Source organism: Streptomyces sp. NPDC005181 (assembly GCF_040608395.1).
Classification (GTDB): Bacteria; Actinomycetota; Actinomycetes; order Streptomycetales; family Streptomycetaceae; genus Streptomyces.
This window is the reverse complement of sequence record NZ_JBEXID010000001.1, coordinates 1-26637: the sequence shown is the minus strand read 5'-3', so window position 1 is coordinate 26637 and position 26637 is coordinate 1. Positions and strand designations below refer to the sequence as shown.

The 26637-nt window shown below is 70.0% G+C and carries 24 protein-coding genes, 1 tRNA gene and 1 pseudogene; 14 read left to right on the top strand and 12 right to left on the bottom strand.

Features of this window, described 5'->3' with window-relative positions; translation table 11 throughout:
• The first annotated feature begins 153 nt into the window (after positions 1 to 153).
• The 6 genes from ispD (at position 154) to ABZV38_RS00105 (ending at position 6475) form a co-directional block, all read left to right on the top strand.
• Positions 154 to 900, top strand: a complete 747-nt coding sequence (gene ispD, locus ABZV38_RS00130) for a 2-C-methyl-D-erythritol 4-phosphate cytidylyltransferase (protein WP_356322864.1) — start codon at positions 154 to 156, stop codon at positions 898 to 900.
• Positions 890 to 1387: a 2-C-methyl-D-erythritol 2,4-cyclodiphosphate synthase gene (ispF, locus tag ABZV38_RS00125; protein ID WP_356322862.1), complete on the top strand. Its 498-nt coding sequence runs from the start codon at positions 890 to 892 to the stop codon at positions 1385 to 1387. The genes ispD and ispF overlap by 11 nt, the downstream gene beginning before the upstream one ends.
• Positions 1388 to 1552: 165 nt before the next feature.
• Entirely contained in the window at positions 1553 to 1957 is a 405-nt protein-coding gene (locus ABZV38_RS00120; RefSeq protein ID WP_356322860.1) for a PPOX class F420-dependent oxidoreductase, read from the top strand.
• 91 nt (positions 1958 to 2048) lie between these two features.
• Positions 2049 to 3452: a cysteine--tRNA ligase gene (gene cysS, locus ABZV38_RS00115; protein ID WP_356322857.1), complete on the top strand. Its 1404-nt coding sequence runs from the start codon at positions 2049 to 2051 to the stop codon at positions 3450 to 3452.
• 81 nt (positions 3453 to 3533) lie between these two features.
• Entirely contained in the window at positions 3534 to 4490 is a 957-nt protein-coding gene (gene rlmB, locus ABZV38_RS00110; RefSeq protein WP_356322856.1) for a 23S rRNA (guanosine(2251)-2'-O)-methyltransferase RlmB, read from the top strand.
• A 380-nt stretch (positions 4491 to 4870) separates the two neighbouring features.
• Positions 4871 to 6475 carry a DoxX family membrane protein gene (locus tag ABZV38_RS00105; protein ID WP_356322854.1) on the top strand — a complete coding sequence of 535 codons (1605 nt, stop codon included), beginning with the start codon at positions 4871 to 4873 and terminating at the stop codon, positions 6473 to 6475.
• 89 nt (positions 6476 to 6564) lie between these two features.
• On the opposite strand, the gene ABZV38_RS00100 is transcribed toward ABZV38_RS00105, so the two are convergent.
• The 3 genes from ABZV38_RS00100 to ugpC all read right to left on the bottom strand — a co-directional run bounded on the left by ABZV38_RS00100 (position 6565) and on the right by ugpC (position 9106).
• Complete coding sequence (locus ABZV38_RS00100; RefSeq protein ID WP_356322852.1) at positions 6565 to 7284, bottom strand: nucleotidyltransferase family protein; 720 nt, start codon at positions 7282 to 7284, stop codon at positions 6565 to 6567.
• A 36-nt stretch (positions 7285 to 7320) separates the two neighbouring features.
• Positions 7321 to 7734, bottom strand: a complete 414-nt coding sequence (locus ABZV38_RS00095) for a hypothetical protein (protein WP_356322850.1) — start codon at positions 7732 to 7734, stop codon at positions 7321 to 7323.
• A gap of 235 nt (positions 7735 to 7969) precedes the next feature.
• The gene (ugpC, locus tag ABZV38_RS00090) at positions 7970 to 9106 is read right to left on the bottom strand and encodes a sn-glycerol-3-phosphate ABC transporter ATP-binding protein UgpC (protein WP_356322848.1); all 1137 of its coding nucleotides are present in this window, start codon (positions 9104 to 9106) and stop codon (positions 7970 to 7972) included.
• 240 nt (positions 9107 to 9346) lie between these two features.
• Here ugpC and ABZV38_RS00085 point away from each other — a divergent pair.
• Positions 9347 to 9420, top strand: a tRNA-Thr gene (locus ABZV38_RS00085).
• 128 nt (positions 9421 to 9548) lie between these two features.
• Here ABZV38_RS00085 and ABZV38_RS00080 read toward each other — a convergent pair.
• Positions 9549 to 11168, bottom strand: coding sequence for a site-specific integrase (locus tag ABZV38_RS00080; protein ID WP_356322846.1), 1620 nt, complete (start codon positions 11166 to 11168; stop codon positions 9549 to 9551).
• A gap of 5 nt (positions 11169 to 11173) precedes the next feature.
• A complete protein-coding gene (locus ABZV38_RS00075) occupies positions 11174 to 11854 on the bottom strand; it encodes a helix-turn-helix transcriptional regulator (RefSeq protein WP_356322844.1) in 681 nt (226 codons plus the stop codon).
• A gap of 93 nt (positions 11855 to 11947) precedes the next feature.
• On the opposite strand from ABZV38_RS00075, the gene ABZV38_RS00070 reads away from it, so the two are divergent.
• The 6 genes from ABZV38_RS00070 to ABZV38_RS00045 all read left to right on the top strand — a co-directional run bounded on the left by ABZV38_RS00070 (position 11948) and on the right by ABZV38_RS00045 (position 18395).
• Positions 11948 to 12178, top strand: a complete 231-nt coding sequence (locus ABZV38_RS00070) for a hypothetical protein (protein WP_356322842.1) — start codon at positions 11948 to 11950, stop codon at positions 12176 to 12178.
• 233 nt (positions 12179 to 12411) lie between these two features.
• Positions 12412 to 13704: a DUF3631 domain-containing protein gene (locus ABZV38_RS00065; protein ID WP_356322840.1), complete on the top strand. Its 1293-nt coding sequence runs from the start codon at positions 12412 to 12414 to the stop codon at positions 13702 to 13704.
• Between the two features lie 372 nt (positions 13705 to 14076).
• Positions 14077 to 14925, top strand: coding sequence for a DUF2637 domain-containing protein (locus tag ABZV38_RS00060; protein WP_356322838.1), 849 nt, complete (start codon positions 14077 to 14079; stop codon positions 14923 to 14925).
• A 319-nt stretch (positions 14926 to 15244) separates the two neighbouring features.
• On the top strand, positions 15245 to 15817 hold the full coding sequence (locus ABZV38_RS00055; RefSeq protein ID WP_356322835.1) for a MobC family plasmid mobilization relaxosome protein: 573 nt from the start codon (positions 15245 to 15247) through the stop codon (positions 15815 to 15817).
• A complete protein-coding gene (locus ABZV38_RS00050) occupies positions 15814 to 17529 on the top strand; it encodes a mobilization protein (protein ID WP_356322833.1) in 1716 nt (571 codons plus the stop codon). Before ABZV38_RS00055 ends, ABZV38_RS00050 begins: the two co-directional genes overlap by 4 nt.
• Before the next feature lie 401 nt (positions 17530 to 17930).
• A complete protein-coding gene (locus ABZV38_RS00045; protein WP_356322831.1) occupies positions 17931 to 18395 on the top strand; it encodes a hypothetical protein in 465 nt (154 codons plus the stop codon).
• A 60-nt stretch (positions 18396 to 18455) separates the two neighbouring features.
• On the opposite strand, the gene ABZV38_RS00040 is transcribed toward ABZV38_RS00045, so the two are convergent.
• From ABZV38_RS00040 to ABZV38_RS00010, 7 genes are read right to left on the bottom strand one after another with little or no spacing between them, the layout of a single operon-like run.
• Positions 18456 to 18887 (bottom strand): NUDIX hydrolase, encoded by a 432-nt coding sequence (locus ABZV38_RS00040; RefSeq protein WP_356322829.1) that lies wholly within the window; start codon positions 18885 to 18887, stop codon positions 18456 to 18458.
• The gene (locus ABZV38_RS00035) at positions 18857 to 19855 is read right to left on the bottom strand and encodes a hypothetical protein (RefSeq protein ID WP_356322827.1); all 999 of its coding nucleotides are present in this window, start codon (positions 19853 to 19855) and stop codon (positions 18857 to 18859) included. The genes ABZV38_RS00040 and ABZV38_RS00035 overlap by 31 nt, the downstream gene beginning before the upstream one ends.
• Positions 19849 to 20871: a glycosyltransferase gene (locus ABZV38_RS00030; protein WP_356322825.1), complete on the bottom strand. Its 1023-nt coding sequence runs from the start codon at positions 20869 to 20871 to the stop codon at positions 19849 to 19851. The genes ABZV38_RS00035 and ABZV38_RS00030 overlap by 7 nt, the downstream gene beginning before the upstream one ends.
• Position 20872: 1 nt before the next feature.
• The gene (gene serS, locus ABZV38_RS00025) at positions 20873 to 22165 is read right to left on the bottom strand and encodes a serine--tRNA ligase (protein WP_356322823.1); all 1293 of its coding nucleotides are present in this window, start codon (positions 22163 to 22165) and stop codon (positions 20873 to 20875) included.
• Positions 22158 to 22874: a histidine phosphatase family protein gene (locus tag ABZV38_RS00020; protein ID WP_356322821.1), complete on the bottom strand. Its 717-nt coding sequence runs from the start codon at positions 22872 to 22874 to the stop codon at positions 22158 to 22160. Before ABZV38_RS00020 ends, serS begins: the two co-directional genes overlap by 8 nt.
• On the bottom strand, positions 22871 to 23785 hold the full coding sequence (locus ABZV38_RS00015) for a phosphotransferase (protein WP_356322819.1): 915 nt from the start codon (positions 23783 to 23785) through the stop codon (positions 22871 to 22873). Before ABZV38_RS00015 ends, ABZV38_RS00020 begins: the two co-directional genes overlap by 4 nt.
• A gap of 23 nt (positions 23786 to 23808) precedes the next feature.
• Positions 23809 to 25059, bottom strand: coding sequence for a methionine adenosyltransferase (locus tag ABZV38_RS00010; RefSeq protein ID WP_356322817.1), 1251 nt, complete (start codon positions 25057 to 25059; stop codon positions 23809 to 23811).
• Positions 25060 to 25274: 215 nt separating this feature from the next.
• Between ABZV38_RS00010 and ABZV38_RS00005 the strand changes: the two are divergent.
• A pseudogene (locus ABZV38_RS00005) lies at positions 25275 to 26547 on the top strand (transcriptional regulator).
• The last annotated feature ends 90 nt before the right edge of the window (positions 26548 to 26637 follow it).

Here is a 26637-nt window from a genome sequence, read left to right as displayed (position 1 = left end):
AGCCAACCCCGAGCGGCCCGATGCGGCTGACCCGACCCCGACCGGGGGTCACGGAAAGGGTCCCGGTCAAGTCAAGCGTCGCGCCCGGCTCGCTTGTGGCCATACCCATGTCGGCTGTGGAAACAAACATGCTGATGCTTCGGAGTGCAACCGATGTCTGATCAATCGCGTCCGTACCGCACCGCCGCGGTGATTCCCGCCGCCGGCCGCGGCGTACGGCTCGGCCCGGGCGCCCCCAAGGCGCTCCGCGCGCTGAGCGGAACGCCCATGCTCATCCACGCGGTACGGGCCATGGCGGCGTCCCGGTCCGTCTCCCTGGTCGTCGTGGTCGCACCACCGGACGGCGCGCCCGAGGTCAAGAACCTGCTGGACGAACACGCCCTGCCCGAACGCACCGACTACGTCGTCGTGCCGGGCGGAGACACCCGCCAGGAATCGGTCGGGCTCGGCCTCGACGCCCTGCCCGAGGACATCTCCGTCGTCCTCGTCCACGACGCGGCCCGCCCGCTGGTGCCCGTCGACACCGTGGACGCGGTGATCGAGGCCGTACGGGACGGGGCGCCCGCCGTCGTCCCCGCACTGCCGCTCGCCGACACCGTGAAAGAGGTCGAGCCCGGCGCGCCCGGCGAGCCGGAACCGGTGCTCGGTACGCCCGTACGGGCCAGGCTGCGCGCCGTACAGACCCCACAGGGCTTCGACCGGGACACCCTGGTCCGCGCCCATGCGACGGTCGCCGTCGACGGCGAGGGCGCGACCGACGACGCGGGCATGGTCGAACAGCTCGGGGCGCCCGTCGTGGTCGTACCCGGGCACGAAGAGGCATTCAAGGTGACCCGGCCACTGGATCTGGTGCTGGCCGAGGCGGTTCTCGCACGCAGGAGGGCGAACGATGGGTTCTGAGCACGCACCGGTGATTCCGCAGGTCGGCATCGGCACGGACATCCACGCCTTCGAGGAGGGTCGCGAGCTGTGGTGCGCGGGCCTGCTCTGGAAGGGCGAGGGCCCCGGTCTCGCCGGCCACTCCGACGCCGATGTCGTCGCCCACGCCGCCTGCAACGCGCTCTTCTCGGCAGCCGGCCTCGGTGACCTGGGCCGGCACTTCGGCACGGGGCGCCCCGAGTGGTCGGGCGCCGCGGGCGTCACTCTGCTGGCCGAGGCGGCTCGGATCGTCCGCGCCGAGGGGTTCGAGATCGGGAACGTCGCGGTCCAGGTCATCGGCGTACGGCCGAAGATCGGCAAGCGGCGCGACGAGGCGCAGAAGGTGCTGTCGGCGGCGGTCGGCGCCCCCGTGTCGCTGTCGGCCGCCACATCGGACGGCCTCGGCTTCACGGGCCGCGCCGAGGGGCTGGCGGGACTCGCGACGGCCCTGGTCTACCGGGCCGGCTGACCGCGCACCGGTCGGGCACCGCCGCCTCTGCCCGGTGGGCCCAGGGGCCTCCGCACGACGGCACCACGCGGGGGCACCCGCTGGAAGGGTGGGCGGCGTTGCCCGGTTGGAGGTACGTGTAGGAGCACTGCACGCACCCGCACCACCTCCAGGAGGATGTACGCCATGACCGCCGAACTCTCCGACGAGCTCAGGTCGCTCCTCGACACCCCCGTCTTCGTGAACGTCGCCACCATCCAGCCCGACGGCAGCCCTCAGTTGTCCCCTGTCTGGGTGAAGAGGGACGGCGACGACGTCCTCTTCTCGACGACCCGCGGCCGTCGCAAGGAGCAGAACCTGATCCGCGACCCGCGCGTCTCCGTCGTTGTGCAGCCGTTCGCCGCCCCGTACACCTACGCCGAGATCCGCGGCACCGCCGCCCTCACCACCGAGGGCGGCGAGGAACTCATCGACGAGCTGTCCGTGAAGTACACCGGCAAGAAGTACGCGGAATTCAACCCCGCATCCGGCGACGACGACGAGCGTGTCGTCGTCCGGATCACCCCGCGGAAGATCGTCGGGCGTATCTGAGGACCCGTTCGGGATCGTGCTTGTCACAAAGTTGTCCCCGCGATCCCGCATGGGTCGCGGGGCACTGGTGCGGGCCCACTACCCTTGAGGGGTGACTATTCGCCTGTACGACACCAGCGCCCGGCAGATCCGTGACTTCGTCCCGCTCACAGCGGGCTGTGTCTCGATCTACCTCTGTGGCGCGACTGTCCAGGCCGCCCCGCACATCGGGCACATCCGGTCCGGTCTGAACTTCGACATCATGCGCCGCTGGTTCGAGTACCGCGGCTACGACGTCACGTTCATCCGGAACGTCACCGACATCGACGACAAGATCATCAACAAGTCGGCCGAACAGGGCCGCCCCTGGTGGTCGATCGGGTACGAGAACGAGCGCGCGTTCAACGCCGGCTACGACGCCCTCGGCTGCCTCCCGCCCACCTACGAACCGCGCGCGACCGGCCACATCACCGAGATGATCGAGATGATGCGCGGCCTCATCGAGCGCGGTCACGCCTACGCGGCCGACGGCAACGTCTACTTCGACGTGCGGTCGTTCGCCGGCTATCTGGCGCTCTCCAACCAGGACCTGGACGATCTGCGTCAGCCGTCCGGCGACGGCGAGACCGGCAAGCGCGACCAGCGCGACTTCGCGATGTGGAAGGTCGCCAAGCCCGGCGAGCCGAGCTGGGAGACCCCGTGGGGCCGTGGTCGGCCCGGCTGGCACCTGGAGTGCTCCGCCATGGCGCACAAGTACCTCGGCACCGCCTTCGACATCCACGGCGGCGGCATCGACCTGATCTTCCCGCACCACGAGAACGAGATCGCCCAGGCCAAGGCCTACGGCGACGAGTTCGCGAAGTACTGGGTGCACAACGGCTGGGTCACCATGTCCGGCGAGAAGATGTCGAAATCGCTCGGCAACTCCGTGCTGGTCAGCGAGATGGTCAAGGCGTGGCGACCGATCGTGCTGCGCTACTACCTCGGCACCCCGCACTACCGGTCGATGATCGAGTACAGCGAGGAGGCACTGCGCGAGGCCGAGTCCGCGTTCGCGCGGATCGAGGGCTTCGTGCAGCGCGTCATCGAGAAGGCGGGCGGCGAGGTCGCGGCCGCCCCCGAGGTGCCGCCCGCGTTCGCCGAGGCGATGGACGACGACCTGGGCGTCCCGCAGGCGCTCGCAATCGTCCACACCACGGTCCGGCAGGGCAACTCCGCTCTCGCCGCCGACGACAAGGAAGCGGCCGTCGCAAGGCTCGCGGAGGTACGGGCCATGCTCGGCGTCCTCGGCCTCGACCCGCTCGACCCGCACTGGGCGGGCGAGGGCGACCGCGGCGAGGATCTGCACGGGGTCGTCGACACGCTCGTACGCCTCGTCCTGGACCAGCGTCAGTCGGCCCGCGACCGCAAGGACTGGCCCGCCGCCGACGCGATCCGCGACCAGCTCAACCAGTCGGGCCTCGTCATCGAGGACAGCCCGACCGGCCCACGATGGACGCTCGGCCCGCGCCAGTAGTCCTCACCGTGTGCCGCCCGGCGATCCGGGCGGCACACTTTCATTACGTACGCACGTCTGAAGCAACGAAACAGGTAGGTCATGGCCGGGAACAGCCAGCGCAGGAACCGCCGCACGTCCAACAAGAAGGGCATGCAGGTCGGCAGCGGTGGGCAGCGTCGCCGTGGCCTGGAAGGCAAGGGACCGACGCCGCCCGCCTCCGTCCGCAAGGGACACAAGAAGAACCGGGTGGCGAACGCCCAGGCCCGGCAGGCCGCGGTCCGCCGACCCGCCCCGCGGCGCGGTGGCGCCAAGGGCACGTCCGAGATGGTCGTGGGCCGCAACCCGGTCTACGAGGCGCTGCGCGACGGCGTCCCGGCGACCACTCTCTACGTCCAGCAGTACATCGACAACGACGAGCGGGTCCGCGAGGCGCTCCAGCTCGCCGGCCAGCGCGGCAACATCAACCTGATGGAGGCGCCGCGCCCCGAGCTCGACCGGATGACGAACGGCCTGAACCACCAGGGCCTCGTCCTCCAGGTCCCGCCGTACGAGTACGCGCACCCGGAGGACCTCACCGCCGCCGCGTACGACAACGGCGAGGACCCGCTGATCGTCGCGCTCGACGGGGTCACCGACCCGCGCAACCTGGGCGCGATCGTCCGCTCCGTCTCCGCGTTCGGCGGCCACGGCGTGGTCGTGCCGGAGCGCCGCGCCGCCGGGATGACGGCAGGCGCCTGGAAGTCCTCGGCCGGCACGGCGGCCCGTACGCCGGTCTCCCGGGTGACGAACCTGACCCGCGCCCTGGAGGGCTATCAGAAGGCCGGCATCACGGTCGTCGGCCTCGCCGCGGACGGCGAGCACACCGTGCAGGACCTGGAGGCCCTCGGCGGCCCCGTCGTCATCGTCATCGGCAGCGAGGGCAAGGGCCTGGGCCGCCTGGTCGGCGAGACCTGCGACTACCTCGTGCGGATCCCGATGCCGGGTGGCGCGGAGTCGCTGAACGCGGGTGTCGCGGCAGGCATCGTGCTGTACGAGACGGCACGCCGCCGCGCCTGACGCACCAGGTGACCGGTCCGGCCGGCCGGTCCGGTCGGCCGGACCCCGCCCGACGGTGAGCGTGGCACCGTCGGCGGAGTCGGGCAGCGGGAACGAACCGGCGCGCCGGGGGGCCGCAGGCCGGGGCCGCCATCGGACGTGCCCCTCGCACCGACGGGACGGGAGTGCCACATCCCGTACGCCCGCCGCAGTATCGCGAGTCATCGCTCCCCGGAAAAGCACCCGGTCGGGCGTCGGCCGACGGAGGGTCCACCCGCCGCACCTGTTGACGGGCCTCGGACACATCGGGCCCGTCAAGGCAGTGTCCTAAACACACATCACTCGGTTAGATGAGTGTGGACACCAGAACGCCTCGGTTCGACGAACTACCCGCCCTGAGTATGACCAAGGTGGACTGCGACCCTGCGCAGGTCATCGTCAACCACGCCAGCTTCCGGGTGCAGCTCGCGCCCGGCCAGCACGCACGGCCGCGTGGTACCGCTCCCGCGGGTTCGGTCAGGATCCCTGCCATGAGCGGCCCCGCTGCGGGGCGCGGTCGGCGCTCGCCCGTCGTATGGAGCGGCAAGTCCGCCCCCGGCGACCCCGGCGCCACCGGACTCCTCCAGGCCGTACGGAACTCCACCGCCGGCCGTCTCGACGACCGGTACGGCTCATACGGTTCGTACAGCTCGTACGGCTCCGAGTTCGACGACGGACGAGGTCCGGGCGCCACGCGGGTCATCCCACGCCTCGACGAGACCCAGCCGAACCCCGTCATCACGGCACCTCACCAGCCCGGCCGCACCGGCAACGGCCCGCTGCTGCCGCCCATGCGGAAGGCCGTCGGCGCCTACGACACCGTCGACACCGGTCCGTACGAGCAGGAGCCGTACAGGGAAGAGCCCTACGGGGACGACGAGTTCGACGAGACCGTCGGGAGCAGGTCCCACCGCCACAGCGCGGACACCGTCCGGCACGCGTACTACCCCGGCCGCCGGATGAACCTCGGGGTCGTCCTCCTCCCCATGCGGGTCTTCCTCGGGTTCATCTCCATCTACGCCGGCATGGGCAAGCTCTGCGACCCCGTGTACTTCGACGGCGGCGACCGCGGCTCCATGGTCAAGTGGCTGACGTCACTGCAGCCCTGGGCGCTTGCCGAGCCGCTGCGGGACTTCGCGCTCTCCCACCCGGTCGGCGCCGGGCTCACCGTCGCCTTCCTCCAGGTCGTCGTCGGGGTCCTCACCGTCCTCGGCCTGTGGCAGCGGGTCGCCGCCTCCCTCGGCGCCCTGCTTTCCGCCGCGCTGCTGGTCACCGTCAGCTGGCGCACCGTCGCCGTCTACGACGCGCCCGACATCATCTACCTCGCTGCCTGGAGTCCGCTGATCATCGCGGGCGCCCCCGTCTACTCCGCCGACGGACGGCTGGCCGGCGAGGCATGGCGCAGGCTCGGCCCGCGCTCCGCGATCTGGGACCTGCGCCGCCGGGTACTGCGCCGCGGCGCAGCCGTCGCCACCGTCGTCGTCGGACTCACCCTTCTGGTCGGCTCGATGCTCGGCGGCGCCGTCCGCTCGTCCGAGGTCGTCACCGTGCCCGGCCCCCACGACAACCCGACCAACCAGCTGCCCGGATCCCCGCTCCCGCAGGAGTCCACCGGTGGCCAGGCGTCGCACACCCCCGCCGGGCGGAAGCCGTCACCGTCGCTTTCCCGCTCCGCCACCCCGTCCGCCCAGGCGTCCACGCCCGGCACGGACAGCGCCCGCGAGTCCGGCCAGGCCGCCGGCGCCGGACAGCCCAGCCAGACGCAGGGCACCGGCCGGCAGCCCCCGCAGCAGACCACCCCGCAGCAGCCCCCGGCCACCACCTCCGGAGGACCGACCTCGTCCGGCTCCACCGGCACGGGCGGCGGCTCCACCGGCGGCGATTCGACCGGCGGCGGTTCCACGGGCTCGGCGTCCGGCGGCACGTCGGGCGGCGGCCGCAACCCGATCGGCGGCCTGCTCGGCTGAGGCCCGGCGTCGGACGGGTACGGAGGAGGGGCGGTCATCGGGAACCCGGCGACCGCCCCTCCTCCGTACCCGTCATCCGGCCGTCCGCCTCAGCGGGCCTGCGGGCCGTCCAGCTCCCGCGCCGCCTCGGTGAGGTCCTTCGCCGTGTCGATGGCCCGCCAGTACGCCCCGTGCGGCAGCGGATACCCGGCCAGCCGGCGCTCACGGGCCAGCCGCGGGAACGTCGTCCGCTCATGGTCGCCCCGCTCCGGCAGCAGCGTCGTGAACGTCGGCGAGAAGACGTACACACCCGCGTTGATCAGATACGGCGACGGCGGCGACTCGATGAAGTCGGTGATGTGTCCGAACGCGTCCGTCTCCACGGCACCCCACGGGATCCGCGGACGGGCCAGGGCCAGCGTGGCGGTGGCATCGCGTTCCGCATGGAACGCCGCCATCTCGCGCAGCGAAAAACGGGTCCAGATGTCGCCGTTCGTGGCGTACCAGGGCTCCGAAGGATCCGGCAGCCGGGCAGCGGCGTACTTGAGGCCACCGCCGCGGCCCAAAGGCTCCGACTCCACCACTGTGGTCACCCGGAGCGGCAACACGGCCTCGGCGAGCCACTCCTGGAGCACCTCGGCAAAATGGCCGCACGAGACGACGGCATCGGTCACGCCCTCCGCGGCCAGCCAGGAAAGCTGATGACCGATGATCGGGGTCCCGGTGCCCGGGATCTCGACCATCGGCTTGGGGCGGTCATCGGTGTACGGGCGCAGCCGCGATCCCTGGCCACCCGCCAGGATCACGGCCTGCGTCGGATACGTATGCATGCCAGGCACGATATGCCGTGCCCGTACCGTGCCCGGTCAGCTGAACTGCGCGACACCCGAGGCGAACGACGTGTCACAGACCGGACGCGAGAACCGGTGCGCCCGCACAGGACCGTACTGCTCGACGGCGGCCCGGCCCAGCGCCCTGGCGATCGACATGCAGTGCCGGGCGAGCGACGGGCGCCCTTCGACAGCCCGCTGAAGGTCTGTCAGTGCGGCGCCCGGGTCCTTCTGCCGCAGCTCCACGAGCAGCCGGTCGCGCAGCACGTCCTGCGGGGCGCGCTCCGCGACGGGCTTCGATACGGTCTCCGCCGACGCGGTGAGTACCTGCGACGTGGAGTTGTGCGCTGCCCACGGCACACGGGTGACCGCGAGGGTCCCGGAGAGGACCATGACGACGGGCAGGACGAGGGCGAGAGTTCGGCCGATGCGGCGCGCGGTGTGGGTCACGCAGCGAGCGTAGCGGGCAGTGATGATTTGGCGACATTTCGTCACCCTCGCGGGGGACGGTTCGAGGGTGCTTTTCGAATCCCGTGTTGACGACAGCCGGTGAAATGACCGAAGTATCGGGGTATTTGGCGGCGTCCCCGGGGTGCCCCGACTCAAACCCCCATGCGCGCTCGGAAGCGCGAACGGCCCCGCACCACGAGGGGTGCGGGGCCGTCGTACGGCGGGGTGCGTGACGTCAGCCGGCGAGACGCTCGCCCGTCGAGGTGCAGAAGACGTGCATCTCGTCCGGGCGCGGCACGACGTGCAGCTTGGTGCCCTTCTCCGGCACGGCGCGGCCGCCGACGCGGACGACGAGGTCCTTGTCCGCACCGCCGACGTGCGCGGAGCCGTAGACGAAGCCGTCGGCGCCGAGCTCCTCGACGACGTTGACCGAGACGGCCAGGCCGGCCGGGGCGTCGGCGCTGTCCTTGGAGAGTGTCTTGGCGGCGGCGCCACCGTGCTCGACGATGTCGAAGTGCTCCGGGCGGATGCCGACCGTGACCGTGGTGTCACCCTTGTCCGCGGCGGCGGTGAGCGCCTCGCGGGAGACCGGGACGACACTGTTGCCGAACTTCACGCCACCGTCGGTGATCGGGACCTCGACCAGGTTCATGGCCGGGGAGCCGATGAAGCCGGCGACGAAGAGGTTGGCCGGGCGGTCGTACATGTTGCGCGGCGAGTCGACCTGCTGCAGCAGACCGTCCTTGAGGACCGCGACGCGGTCACCCATGGTCAGGGCCTCGACCTGGTCGTGCGTGACGTACACGGTCGTGATGCCGAGACGGCGCTGGAGCGACGCGATCTGCGTACGGGTGGAGACACGGAGCTTGGCGTCGAGGTTCGACAGCGGCTCGTCCATGAGGAAGACCTGCGGCTCACGCACAATGGCGCGGCCCATCGCGACACGCTGACGCTGACCACCGGAGAGCGCCTTCGGCTTGCGGTCCAGGTACTCGGTGAGATCCAGCATCTTGGCGGCCTCTTCGACCTTTGCCCGGATCTCGGTCTTGTTGATACCGGCGATCTTCAGCGCGAAGCCCATGTTGTCCGCGACGGACATGTGCGGGTAGAGCGCGTAGTTCTGGAACACCATGGCGATGTCCCGGTCCTTCGGCGGCAGGTGTGTGACGTCGCGGTCACCGATGCGGATCGCGCCGCCGTTGACGTCCTCGAGACCCGCGAGCATGCGCAGGGAGGTCGACTTGCCACAACCGGAAGGGCCGACGAGGACGAGGAACTCACCGTCCGCGATGTCGATCTCCAGCTGGTCCACGGCGGGCTTGGTGGAGCCGGGGTAGACGCGGGACGCCTTGTCGAACGTGACACTGGCCATGTAAATCTTCTCCTCCACCGGCAGGAACGTGCCGGACGATCCGAGTAACGGAGTGGTCTGGTCCACTTGCGTGAACCCTTAGCGACGCTACCTGGCCATTAGGAATCTGTCAGTAGTTCGAGGGGGACAGATATCTCGCACTGGCCGGGTGGTCGCGGATGCGGAAGAACGTCGTGGATCAGGAGGCGGGCCGCTGTGTAGAGTGAGGGAACTTGCGCGCGCGGCTTTGGTGTGCGCGTTGCCTCCTTAGCTCAGCTGGCCAGAGCAACGCACTTGTAATGCGTAGGTCGTCGGTTCGAATCCGACAGGGGGCTCGGAGAAACCCCAGGTCACATAGCCCGTGACCTGGGGTTTTTTATCGCTCGGGGCATGGCGTGCCAGATGGCGGGGATGCCGTGGGAGGGCCTGCGTGAGCGATGCGTGAGCGGAGCGGCTCCGCGGTCTACCCGGTGGGCTTCCGGGCTCCACCCTTCTTCTTTCCCTTGGCCCGGCCCCGGTCTTTCGGCTTGCCCTTCGCTTTCTTGAGGGCCTTCGCGGCCTTGCGGGCGGCTTGCTCGGCATCGGTGCGGCGCTGGAGCGGGACCAGCTTGGCGGTGGCCTCGGCCGCGCTCTTGCCGACGTGGGGGAGGACGCTCTGGTAGATGTCCCGCGTGATCCGGGTGTCGCTGTGCCCGAGGGTGTCGGAGACGACCTTGACGTCGATGCCGGCGGCGAGCATGAGTGTGGCCGCTCCGTGGCGGAGGTCGTGCAGGCGGATCGGTGGCAGGCCCGAGGCCGCGACGAGGCGTTCGAAGAGATCGGTGACCTTGCCGGGGTGGAGCCACGAGCCGTCCTCCTGGGTGAAGACCAGGCCGGTCTCGACCCATGCCGGTCCCCACTTCTCGCGGTCCGCGTCCTGTCGCTGACGGTGCTGCTTGAGTACGCCGACTGTGTCATCGTCGAGTGCGACGACGCGGAAGCCGCTGTCGGTCTTCGGTTCGGACGTCTCGACGCCCCAGCCGTCCTGTACGAGCTGGGCGGAGACGGTCAGCGAGTGGGTGTCGAGGTTCGTCTCCGACCACGGCTGCCCGCACGCCTCGCCCCGGCGCAGGCCGCGGAAGGCGATCAGGTGCCACATGGCGTACAGCCGGTCCGTGGCCACGGAGTCGAGGAAGGCGCCCGTCTGCTCCGGCGTCCAGACCATGACGGGGGAGGGCTTCTCACCGGTCTGACGCCACTTGATGACCCGCTCGTCGGTCCAGACGAGGGCCTTCGGCTTGCGTGCGGAGTCGATCTCGACGTGGGCGGCCGGGTTGAAGGTGATGATCTGCTGACCGATCGCGTCGTTCAGCGATGCCCGGAGGGTGGCCTTGACGTGCTGGCGGGTGGCCGGGCCGGTGACCCGCCGGAAGGTCGGCATCGCGTCGATCGCTTCCTTCAGGGCCTTGCGGCGGGCGCGGTTCTCCGCCCCCTTCCAAGGGATGGACGTGAGTTCGTCGACGGCCGCCCGGCGCTGGGCGTTCTGTTCCAGGATCTCGGCGTTGGCGTCGGCGATGGCCGTGAACATCTCGCTGAGGTGGCTGACGCGTAGCCGGTCGAGGCGCCGGCCGCCGATGTGCGGTTTGAGGTGTACGCGGACGTCGGTCTCGTAGCGGTTCAGGCCGGACTTGCGGATCCGCTTGCCGGCCAGCCACCGGTCGAGCCATTCGGCGACGGTCAGGCTGCCGATGAGGTCCTGGCCGGAGTTGAGCCGCCGCCGGGTCTCCTCGACCTCCGGCAGGGGTGCCTTCTCGCTGCTGACTTCCGCGAGCATGGCTGCGATCAGCTCCGTGCCCTCGCGGTCGTCGGCCTCGGCGAGGCTCAGGAGGGCGCGTACGTGGTCGAGGTCGGCCTGAGCCGCCTTGAGGCTGCTGTATCCGCCCCGTGCGAAGGAGCGCCGGCTGCCGTCCTCGCGGGAGGGCAGTTCCTGGCGTATGGAATACGTGCAGTGGTTCCTGGTGCCGCGCTTGGGGCAGGCGGTGCCGAGTTCCCTGCCGGTCTTCGGGTCCCGGCAGGAGCAGCGGCGGTAGGTGGAGCCCTTCAAATGTCCTACTCCTCGGTGGTGTCGGGGAAGTCCTCCGGCGCGTCGACGTCGGAGAGTTCGGGTGCGAGGTACGGGGGTGTGCCGCCGTCTTCGCGGATGTCGGCGCGTGCGGTACGCAGTCCGTGCTTGGCGCGCGCGGCTTGTCTGGCGTAGTCCTCCCGGGCGAGCAGGGCCTCTGCGCGGGTGGCGGGGTTGTTCGCGGTCCTGGCCTTCCACCGCTCGTACTCCTCGCCTCTGAGGGCGGTGAGCGCGGCGTGGTGGTGGTTGGCGTGCGCCCGGAAGTTGCGCAGCATCACGGACTCGGTGTCCAGGGCGTCGGGGATTTCGCCGGTGAACCACTGCATGGCGTCCCAGGTGGGCCGGGGGGCCTCCAGCGGTTGTCGCTGGACGTGGCCGACGTACCCGACCGGGTAGATGAGGCAGATCGGGTGGGTGTCGAGGGCCATGGCCAGGACCATGACGTCGACGAGGGGCAGGGTGGACCGGCGCCCGGACTCCATGTTCGCGATGACGTTGCGGGGGATCGGGTGGCCGAGGTCCGCGCACCGGTCGGCCAGGTCCTGAGCGCTCATACGCAGCTCCTTCCTCCGTCTCCGTACCTCGCCGGCCACGGTCGCCGTGACCTGGTCCTCCCACAGGGGGACGTCGTCCCCGTCCTCTCCATGGTGAAAATCGGGTTGTGTCATGGAGACACATTAGCTCGATCATCCTGGATGTACTGGCCTGGAGACGGACGCGATCGCCGTGTTCGCCGAGGGCTCGTCATGGACGGAGCATGGATGCGCGAGAACCAGGGCCTTGAGCGGGACCACGGCATGAGCCGGGAGGAGTTGCTCGCCTTGCCAGTAGCCGTTGACCTGGAGACAGGTAATCGGGCGCTGGGGTTGGGCCGGAGCAAGGGCTATGAACTGGCCAAGCGGGGCCAGTACCCGTGCAAGGTGCTCCGATTGGGCAATGCCTACCGGGTGGTGACTGCCGACTTGCTCGACCTGTTGGGCTTGGCCGCATGACGAGGCGAACGCGACGCGGGCGCTTCTGCGCTGAGCTGACACAGAAGCGCTGGACTGTGCTCGGACGTGGACGTACTGTCCGTGGTCCCTCGAGATCACCCGATGCCCTCGAGACGCGAACGGGCCCCCGGCGGTGCAACGCCGGAGGCCCCAGCAACCCCGAACGGCCCGTGAAGAACCAACCCGGCGGTCAGGGCGTGCAAGCCCACGACCGCCAGACAAGGAGCTGCCCCGTGGAACACACGGGAGCCGAACCCTATTCCGAAGCCGCCAAGTCCGCGTGGCCCCCGGTCGCCGTACCCGGACGGCCCGCCCGCCTCCAGGACGACGAATCCCAAGAGCACCCCGACTGCAGCGCCCAGTGCGCCGTCACGGCACAGGCCCTTGCCTCGGAGCCGACCCCCGATCCGGAGCCGACACCGGGCTCGGCGCTGCTGGAGGAACTGCGCTCCCAGATAGCGAAGTTCGTGATCCTGCCCTCCGCCGAGGCGCTGGACGCGGTCACGCTCTGGGTGGCCGCGACGCACCTGCAACCCGCCTGGCAGCACGCACCACGGCTCGCGGTGGTGGGCCCGGCCAAGCGGTGCGGGAAATCGAGGCTGCTCGACGTGCTGAGCGAGACGGTCCACGAGCCGATGATCACCATCAACACCACGCCGGCCGCGGTCTTCCGGTCGATCACGGAGGAACCGCCCACGCTGCTGGTGGACGAGGCGGACACCATCTTCGGTACGCCGAAGATGGCGGAGAAGAACGAGGAGATGCGCGGCCTGCTCAACGCGGGTCACCAGCGCAACCGTTACGTCACTCGGGTCGTCGGCAACGACCACACCCCGCACCGGTTCGCGACGTTCGCGATGGCGGCGCTGGCCGGAATCGGCGATCTGCCGGACACGATCATGGACAGGGCCGTGGTGGTCCGCATGCGGCGCCGGGCCGAGGGCGAGTACGTGAAACCGTTCCGCTCACGCCGTGACATCCCTGTCCTGCACGAGCTGCGGGACCGGATAGCGCAGTGGGCCAAGCCGCACCTGGAGGTCGCGGCACAGCGGGAGCCGGACATGCCCGTGGAAGACCGGGCCGCCGACACCTGGGAGCCGCTGGTCGTCATCGCGGACCTCGCCGCAGGCCCCTGGCCCCGCCTCGCCCGTACGGCGTGCGGACGGATGGTCGCCACCGAGGTCGAGGTGGAGGAGGACCAGCCCGGCGGAGCGCGGATCCTGGCCGACATCCGCAGGGTCTTCGCCGCTCAGCGCGAACCCGACAGCCTCACCACGGAGGACATCCTCCGCCTGCTCCGCCAGGACCCCGAAGGCCCCTGGGCAGAGTGGGGACGAGACGGCCTCACCTCCCGCCACCTGGGAGACCTGCTGCGCGAGTTCGGCGTCAAGCCCGGCAACGTCCGCCTCGCCGACGGAACCCAACGCAAGGGATACACGCGCAACAAGTTCCTCGACGCGTGGCGGCGCTACTGCCCCACCGTCCACCCCGTAGACCCCGGGGGCGGCGCCCCCGAGGCGGGCTGAGCCCCACACCCCCGAATGCCGTCCCTGCCGTCCCTGCCGTGATCCCGCAGGTCAGGCGGCCTGCCCTCAAGACGGCAGACGCAGCCAAGACGGATGAGCGACCCGGTACGGCGTGGTCGTCCCCGAACGGCGACCGGATCCGTCTTGTGCCGTCCCAGGCGTCCCTGCCGTACCGCCGCAGGTCACAGCCGCACCGGCCGGGACGGCACCCCGAAGTAGAGCCGTCCCGGCCGGCGGCCATGGGCACAAAGCACCCCGCCCGCCGGCCCGGACGGCCCGGTGAAACGACTGCCGTACCGGCCCTGACCTGGGCTTGCAACGGCCAAGACGGCCAAGACGGACCACCAGATCACGAACCACAGGAGCACCCGCTTGTCCCTCCCGGTCCTTCCCTCCCTCTCCTCCCACCGCACGTCCAACCCACCACCCCACCGCCCGCAGCCCGCCAAGCACGCCGCCGAGCGGTACGCGCTCGGCGCCGCCGGGGTCGTCATCGTGGCCCTGACCGCCGCCGGGTTCTGGCTCTCCTACGCCCACCTCGCCGAGGTCGCCGGACAGCACGGTCTGGGCAGCTCGCCCATCCGACAGTGGGCGTGGCCCGCGACCTTGGACGCGTTCATCGTCGCCGGCGAACTGCTCATGCTCAGGGCGGGCCTGCGCGCGGTCACCGACGGTTGGGCCGTCGCCCTGACGGCCACCGGATCGGTCGGCTCCATCGCGCTCAACGTGGCCGGAGTCGGTGGCACGGGCCGACCGGGCCCCGTGCCCGTACTCGACTACGTCGTCGCCGCAGTGCCCCCGACCGCCGCCCTGCTGGCCTTCGCCGTACTCATGAGGCAGATCCACCAGCTCGTCGACCGAACCACCACCGCAACCAAGGCAGAGCCCATCCCGCTGCTCGAAGCGTCCACCGGGCCTTCCGACCAGTACCCCGACCCCCTCACCGAACTTCCGGTGGGCACTTCCGCTCAGCGGGCGGAAGAGCAGCCGCAGCCGAGCGGCAAGCCACGCAGCGGCCGCCCGGCCGGCGCGACGGTCGAGGAACTCGTGGAGATCGGAAGGACCGCCGCGGCCCAGGAAGGGAGGCTGACCCGTGCATGCGTCCAGCGAGCCGTACGGGCCAAGGGACTTACGGTCGGCGGCAAACGGCTCACCGAGGTGATGAACATCCTCCGGGCCGAACCCGCCACCACGAACGGCACCGGGCCGAAGGACGGCTGACCGCCCGGCCGGTGGGCGCAACCCGCGCGCTCACCGGCCCCCGGCCCCTCACCGCCCGATTGTGTATCCACACCTGTGGACGGGGTGACGGCCACCCACGCCGCCGACCCGCCCGCACCACTACGGAGATGCGACCGTGACGTACGACCCGCACCACCCCGAGAGCAACCCGGCCGAACCGCAGCCATCGACGAAGCCGACGAAGTCGACCACGCCACTGGAACGTCTGCGCCGGGCGTTCGGACGGGCGGCTCCTGGCGGAGCCAGTAGTACCCCGAGTCCGACTCAAGGCCGGTCTTCGGGGGTCTCCGCCCCGGGGATGGCGGAGACGGCCCAGCGCCAGGGGGCGCCGGGCCGGGAGGTCGGGGCCGAGGGCGGCCCCGCCTCGGACGGGCTTCACGCCGCCCAGCAGCAGATCCTTCGCCCCGAACCCGCACCCGCACCCGCCGTCGCGCCGGCAGCCGGTGAGCGAGAGGCGCAGAGCGTGCGGCCGGCGATTCGCCGTTTCACCGGCACCAAGCGGACCGTCCGGGTCGGACCACTGCAGTTCACCGGCGACGAGCATGCCGAACTCCAAGAGGCCGCCGCCGAGCACGGCTACAAGGGGAAATCCGGTTTTGCCGCAGACATCGTCCTGGCGTTCGTATCCGGTCGGTTCACCGCGAATCTGCCGCTGTCCGAGGACCGCCGTCGCACCCACATGTTCCGCGCTCAGGCGCTGCGCGAGCTCAACCGCATCGGCGTCAACGTCAACCAGATCGCCCGCGCCCTCAACAGCGATCTCACCCCGCCGGACGTCCGCCAGCGTCTCGACGAACTCCATGGCCTGTTGAAGCTGATCACCGAGGCCCTGCGCGAGCCGGCCGAATCCAGGAAGGACCTGGCCGCGTGATCGCCGCAATCAAACCGGCCGGATCCAACACCCGCGGCCTGCTCGCCTACCTCTACGGCCCCGGCCGCCACGACGAGCACACCGACCCGCACATCGTCGCCGGCTTCGCCATGCTCGGCATGCCCGACTCCGGCCGCGACGAGAACGCCACCCTCACCCAGCTCGCCCGCCACCTCGACGCGCCCGTTCACCTCCGGAACAGCGAATTCGGGAAACAGGTCACCGATCACGTCTGGCACTGCCCCGTCCGCACCGCCCCCGAAGACCGGAACCTCTCCGACGCCGAGTGGGCGGAAGTCGCCCAGCGCATCGTCCACGCCGCCGGCATCGCCCCCGAGGGCGACGACCTCGCTTGCCGGTGGATCGCCGTCCGCCACGCGGATGACCACCTCCACATCCTCGCCACCACCGTCCGCGAGGACGGCCGCCGCCCGAAACTCCACGGCAGCGGCATACGCGTCGGTGACGCATGCCGTCAGATCGAGAAGGACTACGGCCTGCGGCAGCTGAAGAAGGGCGACGGCACCGGCGCCCGCCGTCCCACCCAGGCGGAGATGCACAAGGCCACCCGCCTCGGCTGGGAGCGGACCAGCCCCGAGTGGCTCCAGGACCGCATCCGCGCGGCCATCCCCCATGCGAGCAGCGTCGAGGAACTCTTGGCCTACCTTGAAGCCGACGGCGTCGAGATCAAAGGACGCCGAGGGCCCTCCGGCGACCTCCTGGGCTACGCGGCAGGCTGCCCCGGCGACCTGGCCGAGAACGGCGAGCAGATCTTCTACGCCGGCGGAAAGATCGCCCCGGACCTCTCCCTGCCGAAACTGCGTGCCCGCCTGGAAAGCACCACGCCCGAGGAACACCCCACCGCCCGCCGCGACCGAACCACGACTCCCTGGCACCAGGCGACCGAGGCTCTCGACACCCTGCACACCGGCATGTCCGACGATACCTACGCCCAAGCGCACATCACCGCGCTCGGCGAACTCATCGAGGCCACAGCCCAGAAGGCCCCCACCGACCTCCGCCAGGAACTGCGAGCGGCTGGAACGGCGTTCGCGCGCGCCCAGCGCTCCCGGATCCGAGCCGAGGACCGCACTGCGAGCGCCTTGCGGAGCGCGGCCCGCGACATCGTGTCCACCGCCGCCGGGCCGGACGGAAGCGCTCTGGCCGCCCTGGTAGCCGCGATGGTCTGGGCCGCGATCCTCGCTGAGCGCTGGCATGAGGCCAAGGGCCACGCCCATCAGGCCGACGCCGCTCGCCAGGCCCTCCAGCACCTCCAGACCGCCACCGACCAAGCCCTTGCACCCGTCCTCGACGGCTTCGCCGCCCGTCAGCCGAACGACCAGACTCGCCGCACCCTCACCCACGACGTACGAGCCGCCATCCCCGACCATGCCGACCGCATCCTCACCGACCCCACCTGGCCGGCCCTCGCCACCGTCCTCGCCGACGCCGAAGCCCGCGGCCACCAACCCCACCAGCTCCTCAAGGAGGCCGCCGCCCAACGTGAACTGACCACCGCCCGCCAACCCGCCCGCGTCCTGATCACGCGCATCCAGCACACCAGCCGCAACCCCGCACCCAACGCCCGCGCCGCAGCCGCCCGCCGCCGTACGACTGCGTCTACTCAAGCCGCCACCCGGCATCCCCATACCCTCCAGGACCCTGCGAAGGTCGGCGCCCCCGGCGCGCGCCAGCTTCACCACCGTCGATAGGGGGAGAAGCGTCGCCTGCCTGCGCTGTCGGCCACGGTCAGTCCGACATCTCCAACTCGATGTCCATCAATGGACTTCACGCCTACGCTGGGCCTGCTGCGTCCGAAGGGCCTGAATCCATCTGAGCGTTCAGACTCTCTCTGCGCGAAGGGAACGCGTTGCCCACTTCCCCCACTGAGAAGAGCCAGTGCCGGCTCTGCGGCGGTGTCATACGAATCGACCGGCGTACCGGAAAGGTGCTCGCCCATCCTCGTGCCGACCGGCAAGTAGGGCAGTGCCCAGAGTCGGCGAAGCAGCGCTATCAGCCTGGGGCGCCCCAGACACCCCTCTACAGGATCGACCCCTCCGGCGGCTCGCCTTCAGTGCCGCGGCGCCCCGGCAGCACGATTCGGGAAGTTCCCGTGCCGAGACCGTCGTGGATCCCGCTGTGGGGCGACATCGACGCCCCCATCGTCACTCTCCCCGCCAAGGGTCGCACCGGCTACTGGATCCCCAAGCACGGCTGGCAGAAGCATGAGCAGTTCGTGCACGACTACGTACATGGCCGAGCCAGGCCGGAGTGGGAACGGGACAACGACTCGTGGGCTGTGGCCACGGACCACTTCATCGAACTCGCCGGCACTCTTGTGCAGCGGCACGGTCGCATTCTGCTCGGCAGGGAGTTCAACCGCTCCGAGAAGTGCAACGCTCGCTGCATGAATGCACTCGGCTACGTATGCACCTGTTCGTGCCGGGCCCGCAATCACGGCGGTGGCCGATGGATGAGCGGATGGCGTATCGCGGACGACACCACCTTGGTGGTCGACGGGCGCTCGTGGAGCTGGACCATGTTGGAGAAGATCGCGCCACAGGCGTCTCGCCTTTGATCAGCCCCAACAGGGGATGCCGCTCGTGTCTGCGCAAGTGATCGCTGGCCCCGAGGCGACTCAGGGACGCAGGGTCGCTTCAAGGTAACCCTGCACCGGCTCGAACAGCCCATACGGCACGTACTGCGGGATCTCGGCGTGGGCGACCCAAGCGAGCTCGGCCAGTTCCTCCGTGTCCGCGACGTGGGCAGTGCCGCCCACCACTTCGCAGGCCGTGTACGACATCAGCCGGCCCGTCTTCGGGTGAACCCGCTCGCCGAGCAGCTTCACGGCGACCACGTCCAGGCCAGTCTCCTCCTGGGTCTCCCGCACAGCGGCGTCATCGCGCGCTTCCCCGGGCTCGACCTCTCCGGCCGGAAACTGCCAGGAGAGCTGGCCCTCGCTGACCCGTCGCCGCACCATGAGCACGCGTCCTTCGTTCACCACGATGGCTGCGGCGATGGGCCGCTGGTGCCCTTCACTCACCTGCGTACCTCTTCCTCGATGGCGCATGCGATCTGAGGCCACGGAGCCCGTAGGCCGCCGAAGAGCGACCAGTAACCGTACGCCTCGCGAACTACGGCGCTGACCCCGAGGCGTACCGCTTCGGGGTCGATCGTGCCTATGACCCGCCGGGTGACACCCCCGGCCCCGCGGGGCGCGGGGGTGATCCCGCTGCCAAGGAGAAGCGTGGCAGTGCGGATGGCGTCCAGCGTGGTGGGTGGTGCTGTGCCGGCGAAATCTCCGTAGACCAGTTCGTGCCAGCGTTGCTGGGTGCGTGCCCAGGCGAGGCGTTCCAGGCCGGTGCCCAGGTCTACGGCCATGCGGGTCGGGTCCTTGGCGTTCCACAGCAGGACGATGTCGCCAAGGTCGAGCCCGACGTGGCGGAAGTGCAGCGTGATGCCCGCGACCTCGCGTCGGAGCCATGGGGTGAGGGTCCCGTGGACGCTCAGGTGGCGGGCGTGGAAACCGAGTTGGGAGAGGACGGAGAACCAGCCATCGAGAATCGCGCCGTACTCGTCGAGCCCTCCTACGGGTTGGACGCAGGAGATGTTGACGAAGGACGTCAGGAAGCCGTCGCAGAGGTCGCCGGAGGTATCGCGTTCACCGGTGAAGCGGACGACCGGCTGGGGGAGGAAGCCCCGCCGGTACGTCTGGGGTCTTCCGTCCTTGAGGAGCGGGTCGAGGGCCTGGATCGCCGAGATGGTCAGTTCCGTGTCGCGCCCCCACCGGAGGGGGAGACAATCGTCGCGTGGAGCGCCGACGTGGGCGAAGGCGGTCTCCAGGCTGCGGAGAAGTTCCCTCCACGAGGGCGGCCGGCGCGGCGGGCGGTACGGGGTGCCTCGCCGCTGATGCAGGATGTCGACGTGGGGGCCGTCGATGGTGAACTCCCACCGCGGGTGGGCTAACGCGCCACGGAGTACGGAGGGTATCCGCGAGGCCAGCGCGTCTCCGGTCGTACGAGCTGTGCCGGTCAGCACGACCGTGACGCCATCGCCAGGAAGTGCCGGGCGGGGTCGAAGCGGTGCTGGCCGATCTCTTGAACCTGCCGGTGGTCGAGGGTTTCTGCCTGCTCGATGACGCGCGCGAGTCGCTGGGCCGCGGTCTCGTCGTCCTCGTCCGGGTCGGCCACGGTGATGGCGCCCGTCTGGTCGCAGAGGGCCGCTTCGGCGCAGGTGCCCGTGCGCCAGGTGAGCGCGGCCATGGGGGTGCCGGCGCGGAGGGATTCGCCGAAGACGGCGGCGCCGGCTTCGACGTACGTGCGGGCGTAGGTGTAGACGAATACGGAGGCGTCGCGGATGGCGGCCGTCTTGGCCGGCCCTCCGAGTTCGCCGAGCCACTCGAGGTGGTCCGCGTTGAAGAGGCGGGCGTGGCTCTGGATGTAGTCGTGGTCGAAGACCGGGCCGACGACGCGGATGCGGCGGCCGAGGATCTGGGCGGCGCGGACCGCCAGGTGGGGTGCCTTTTCGGCGTCGACGCGGCCGAGCCAGACGAGGTCGCGTCCGGCCACCGCCGGCGGTTCCTCCTCGTTGAGGCCGAGGTGTACGGCCAGTTCGGGGATCGGTCGGTGGTCCGCGTACCGCTGGATCATCTCGGGCGAGTAGCAGTACAGCCGGGACCGCCTGCCGTCGAAGGCGCTGGAGGTGTGCTGGAAGGTCGGGGAGTGCTGGAAGGTGGCGACGTCGCAGTCCAGCGCGTTCCAGGTGCGGGTCCAGGCGGGCAGCGAGGGGTACTCGTGCCCGACGACTAGGAGGTCGTACCCGGTGTCGCGGAAGTCGCGCTCGGCGAGCGATCCGGGGGTGATGTCCTCCAGGCGGACAGGCTTGCGGACCCAGTCGTTCTCCAGGTCCGCGAGCCAGCCCGGCCCGAGGAGGTGTACGTCGGCGCCCGCGGCCCGGGCGCCTGCGGCGACCGCCCACAGCCATCGTTCGATCCCGCCGTAGCCGGCGGGCGGAAAGGCGTAGCTACCAGGGAAATCGCAGACGCCGACGAGCACGTTATGCCTCCGGTGTTCCGTCCGCCTTGATCCGGCGGAAGCCGAGGTACGGGAAGAGGGATTCGGGAAGGACGAGAGAGCCGTCCTGCTGCTGACACTGTTCGAGGAGCGCGGCCAGCGTGCGGCCGACGGGCAGGCCGGAGCCGTTGAGGGTGGCGACGAGCTTGGGCTTGCCGTCCTCGCCTCGGGTCCGGATGTTGGCGCGGCGGGCTTGGAAGGTGCCGAAGTTGGAGACCGAGGAGATCTCCCGGTACGTGTTCTGGCTCGGGATCCAGACCTCGATGTCGTAGGTGAGCTGGGCGGAGAAGCCGGTGTCGCCGGCGGGCAGCTTGATGACCCGGTAGGCGAGGCCGAGCTCCTTCAGGCACGCCTCGGCGTGGCCGACCATCGTCTCCAGCTCGGCGTCCGCCGTCTCCGGGTCGACGATCTTGACCATCTCGACCTTGGCGAACTGGTGCTGGCGGATCAGACCGCGGGTGTCCCGGCCGTACGAGCCGGCCTCGGAGCGGAAGCACGGGGTGTGGGCGGTCATGGCCAGCGGCAGCTCGGCCGGCGGGATGATCTCGTCGGCGTAGAGGTTGGTCAGCGGGACCTCGGCCGTCGGGATCAGGAACAGATCGCGGTCGGCCACGCCCGTCTTGAACAGGTCCTCCTCGAACTTCGGCAACTGCCCGGTGCCCGTCATCGTCTTGCGCGTGACGAGGAAGGGCACGGAATGTTCGACATACCCGTGCCGGCGGGTGTGGATGTCGAGGAAGAGCGTGGCCAGAGCGCGCTCCAGGGCCGCGCCGGCCCCGCGCGACACCGCGAAGCGGGGGCCGGACAGCTTCGTCGCCCGAGCGAAGTCGAGGATGCCGGTGGCCTCGCCGAGGTCGACGTGGTCCTTCGGCTCGAAGGTGAACGCGGGGGGCGTGCCGACGCGCCGTACCTCGATGGCGAACTCCTCGGAGTCGCCGTCCGGGGCCGAGTCGTCCGGCAGGTTCGGAATGCTCAGGAGCAGGTCACGGAGCTGGGCCTCGATCCCCTCCTGCCCGGCCTCGATGTCGCGGATCTGGTCCTTCAGCTCGCGGGCGCGCTCCTTCAGCTTGCCGATGTCCCCGCCCTGCTTTGCGGTCTGCTGGACCTCGCTCGCCACCCGCTTGGACTCCGCCCGCAGCTCGTCGGAAGAGCGGATGTTCTGGTTGCGCCGGGACTGGAGGGACTCCAGCTCGGACAGGTCCAGGGAGTAGCCGCGACGAGCGAGCCGACGAACAGCTTCGGCACCCATTTCGATCAGGGCGCGGGCGTCATGCATGGGGAAGATCCTTTTTATCCAGCGAATGGGATGGGGAAACCGAATCGACGGTAGCAACCGCCGGCCCCTCCCTGATCCGGAATATGGCCGAGCCGCCGGCGCCGGTGATCTTCTCGAACATGCCCGATTCAAGATCGTCCAAGAGGCCGGTGATCAGAACGGGCAGTTCGTCGTCGGAAATGGCGACCGGTTCGACGTACGGGGCCTCGGGAAGGAACAGCGGCATGGGCTCCCCCTCGGTGCGATCGCGGTACCAGAGGAGGACGGAGACCATCAGGCCGTGCCCGACGAGCACCCTGGGACCGGGGTGCTCGCTGGCTGAGAGCACCCCGGCGAGCATCCGCCTGATGCCCTCGCGCTGGGACTCGGACGCGTCGGGCGGGCGCTCATCGGCTCCATGGGCGTCCAGCCAGACGGCGTAGTCGAGGAACGGGCCGCCCTCGAATTGCCCGTAGTCGAGTTCGTTGAGCCGCGCGTCGACGACGAGCCCGGCGGCCGAAACGCCCATCAGCAGCGAAGTGGTCTGGAGAGCTCTGGGGAATTCGCTGGTCAGCCAGGTGGCCACGGAGTGCAGGGGGAGCGTGGTCCAGGCGTGGCTCAGGGACTGCCGGCCTTCCTCGTCGAGGTGGATGCGCTTGCCCGGGTCGCCGTTGACGAGGTAGCGCTTGCTGTAGTTCGTCTGGCCATGGCGAAGGATGTACGTCGTCATCGGGTCCGCCCCACCCCGGACGTCGCCTTTCCGGAAGCCCTCAGAGAAGACAGCACCGCCGCGATCTTCGGCCTCGCCGGGTCGCCGATCTCCGTGTAGTAGAGAAGCCCGTCGAGCGCGAGCGCCCGGCACCAGGGCGTGATCTCCGGTACGGGGATGCGGGAGGTCCGGGCGGCCGTGGCGAGCCGATCGGCCATCCCTCGTTCAAGGTCGTAGTAGACGCTCCAGAAGGCCCAGTCGAAGACCGCGTCACCCTCTACAGGGTGGGGATCGATCAGGCGAGGACGCTGCTCCACGTCGAAGATCACGTTCTCCGCGTACAAGTCGGCATGCAGGACCGTCGTCCGGGCGGGGACTTCGCGCAGGCCGGCGAGCTCCTGGCTCACCTCCCTCGCGAGCCCTCCGTGAGAGCCGAGGTCAAGGGCGCGCATCCGTCGGTAGACGCGCGGTAAGACCACCTCGTGCAGGAAGTCGTCCAGGCTGGGCACGCCCGGCCCGAGCGTCCGCCGGCCGAGCGTGTGAACCCTGTGGATCGCGGCGGCCACCGCCTGCGTCTCGCGTACGGGACGGACATCACCTCCGGGCTGCCCACCGACAAGCTCAAGGGCAGCCACCGACAGGTCATCCGCAGCGTGGACAACGTTCGAGGTCGGGCCGCCGGCCCACACCCGCAACGCGGCCGTCTCGTGGCGGTAGCGGATGGGCTCCACCCACGCCTTCAGCACCAAGCGGCTCCGGTCAGGCGCCACGGCGAGCGCGACCGCCGAGGCGTGTCCCGCGTCGTGGTAGCTCCTCAGCGAGAAGTCCCACCGCCTCGCCGCCTCGGCCAGGAGGCCCGGGGCCGCGTCCAGCCACTCCTCAACCGAGGGGCCGTAGTGCGCGAGCAACCGCTCCCGACACCCCGAAGGCACGTCTCCGAGCGTGCGCCTAGCCATCAGCTCAGCACGATCCCGTCGGAGACCAGCTCGTCAGTGAGGGCGGGGAATCCCTCCAGCGTCTCGGCGACGAGCGCCTGGACCTTGTCGGCCTGGGCGTCCGGGGAGGACAGCCGGATCAGGATGCGCCACGGCTGGTCGAGACGCTGGCCGGTGGTGCTGACCAGGTGGACCTCGGCGTGGCCGTCGGTGGCCTCGTGCAGCCGCTGGGCCAGACGCTGAGCGGCGATGTTGTAGAGCTTGCCGACGTGGTAGACGGGGTTCTTCCCGTTGGCGCCCTCCAGGTTCATCGGCCGCAGGGGTGTGATGAGCCCGTTGACGCGGTTGCCGCGACCGACAACGCCCTCGTCCCCGGACTCGATCGAGCTACCGGTGTAGGTGAGGTACAGCTCGTCCTTCTCCGGTACGTCACGGGCGTTGAGCCGGAAGCGGACCGCGGCTTCGGGAAGTCTGAGGCCGGCGAACCGGTAGCACTCGGCGAGGACGCTCTCGGCGTTCCGGACGTACTCGGCGCGGCTGCCGACATGGCGCGACTTCTGCGGCACGCACAGGACGACGTCGGCCTGGTCGCCGTCCCAGTAGCCCATGAGCTTGACGTCGGAGCCGCACCAGGCGTGGGCGAGCGTGAACTCGCTCTCACCGGAGAAGTGGTTCACCAGCTCGCGGACGAACGACTCGAAGGCGTTCTCCGGCGCCCATCCGGTCCCGAGCGAGGTGTCGTTCGACAGCCGGACCCGTCGCTCGCGCAGGTCTTCGATGGAACGGGGGTTGAACCAGCGGGTGCGGTCCGGGACCTCGTCGCCGGTGAGTACGGCGCCGGGGCTGGAATTGCTGGTGATGTTGAACTTGATGTCGAGTTGGTCCAAGACCTCGCGGAGCCTCTCGGCGAAGAACGCGCGGACCTCGGCCTCGACGATCTCCTCGACGGGGATCCCCTCGCCCCCGCACATGGGCGCGGCCCGCCCGTTGACCAGGACACGCACCGGGGCCGTGAGCCGGCCGGCGCCGTACCGGACCTCGCTGGCCCCTCCGAGGAGAGCGAGCTTGTCGAAGTTGTGGTGCAGCACGGCGCCGAAGCGCTGGACGGTGTAGTGGCTGTAGGCGCGGGACAGCCGCTCGGCGAGGTGATCGGCCAGGGTGTCCGGGTGGCCGAGGCCCTTCCGCTCCACGATGGTCGTCGCGTCGGGCTTGGCCATGCCGGTGTCGATGACGAGGTGGCTGTGGTTGATGGTCGTGCTCGTACGAGGCATCACGAACTCCCGTTCATGGGGGACAGGTCGGAGACGAGCGCTACTGGCCTTGCGGAGATGCCAACTATCCGGGCCCCACAGGTCCTCTTCGAGGGCTCTGACAGGTCACCAAAAGGGCTTTCATAGGGCTTTGTTGGTTTCCCATGGACGATTTCGCGCCGCGACAGGGACACCGCATGTCACTCTCAGAAGAGAGTTCGTCCCGGAGGAGATCCATGTCCCGTCCCGCAGGCAACACCCGACTCAAGTCCGCTCGCCTGGCTGCCGGATACAACTCGCAACAGGCACTGGCTGACGCCATCACCAAGACAGCACCCAAGCTGGGCATCAGAGGGCTCGCTGTCGGCGTCCGTCAGATCCGGCGCTGGGAGTCCGCCACACCGCCCTGGCCGCAACCCGACGTCCACCGAGTCCTGACCCACCTCCTGGGCCAGAGCATGGAGGACTTGGGATTCACCCCGCCCTGGGGAACCGAGAGCCGCCCCGCCGGTTCGACGGTCCGCAGCACCCCTCGTACCCCCCTGACGGGTGGGCGGCTAGCCAGCGTCCCCGCGCAGGCGGGTGTCACAAGGCAGCCGGTCACGGTGGGCAAGGACTTCGAGGCCGTTACCCGTTCCCATCGGCACCTCTACTGGTCCGTGGCGCCGGCCGTACTTCACCCCGCGGTCCTGGAGCATGCCCGTCTGGGATGCGCTCTCCTGCCCGAGACGGCGAACCCCGCTCGCCAGACCCTCGCCGGCGCACTCGCCGAGTCCTATCTCTTGGCCGGCCGCATTGAGTTCTTCGACCTCCGCCAGCCCGAGCAGTCCTCGGAAACCCTCCTGCGTGCCCTGCAGGCGGCAGGGGAAGCCGACGACCCTCTTCTCGGATCGACGATCCTCGCACACATGGCCTTCGCCCCCGGCTGGGCCGAGGACCGCGAAACGGCGATCGAGCGCATGATCGCGGCCCGTACCTACGCTCGACGCGGAGACGCCTCCGCGGAGCTCTGGGCGTGGCTGGACGCGGTCGAGGCGGAGTGCGAGACCCGATGCGGCGACCCTCGTGCGGCGCTCCGTCTGATCCATCACGCCGAGGACATCCTTATCCTCGGGCTCGGAGCACCCCACTCCCGACTGGCTGGACTGGTTCAGCCGGGTGCGCCTGTCCGCGTTCAAGGGGAACACGCAACTGAAGGCCGGCCACCTGCCGCAAGCCCGCCAGACCCTCCAGGAGGTTTGCGACGATCTGCCGCCCGAGTCGGACAAGCAGCGCACGGTCGTCCTCGGCGATCTCGCCGCGGTCGAAGCCGCGGACAGCCACCCGGAGATGGCATGCCAGTACGCCATCCAAGCTCTCGATCAGCTCGCCATCACCTGGTACGCGACAGGCATGGAGCGCATCCGCGAAGTCCGACGCACGCTCGCCCCATGGCAGAACGAGCAGTGCGTCCGGGACCTCGACGATCGTCTCTACGACTGGGGCACGACGGTCAGCGCTCTCCCCTGAGTTCCACAGTTGGCGGTGCCGACTAGGGCACGAATATGTAGGTTGACCTGCGGATATGCCTGTGGGCACGCCGAAGTGGCGTGTCACTAG